Origin of the sequence: Leptotrichia sp. OH3620_COT-345 (assembly GCF_003932895.1) — a bacterium.
GTDB lineage: Bacteria > Fusobacteriota > Fusobacteriia > Fusobacteriales > Leptotrichiaceae > Pseudoleptotrichia.
This window is the reverse complement of sequence record NZ_RQYW01000217.1, coordinates 1-229: the sequence shown is the minus strand read 5'-3', so window position 1 is coordinate 229 and position 229 is coordinate 1. Positions and strand designations below refer to the sequence as shown.

Sequence of the window (229 nt, the reverse complement as noted above, 5' to 3'; positions counted from 1 at the left end):
ACGCATTATACTCAAGCTTTTCCATCGGTGTCTTAGGTTTTACTTCTTCTACTCTTTCTTCTTCCAATATCACACTTTCTTCCAACATTTCTCCCGATATACTCTGCTCTTTTTTCATCTTCTTTTCAGGTACCTTCTTCTCTTTTACAGGTCTTGTCATTTCTCTCTGTTGTTTATAATAATCTTCTCTTGCTTTTCTTAATACATCTTTTGCACTATCCGCCATGAC

Annotated in this window: 1 pseudogene; it reads right to left on the bottom strand. The window is 35.8% G+C overall.

The features are described 5' to 3' along the window. Positions 1-229, bottom strand: a pseudogene (locus EII29_RS12580) (hypothetical protein); the annotation flags it as partial.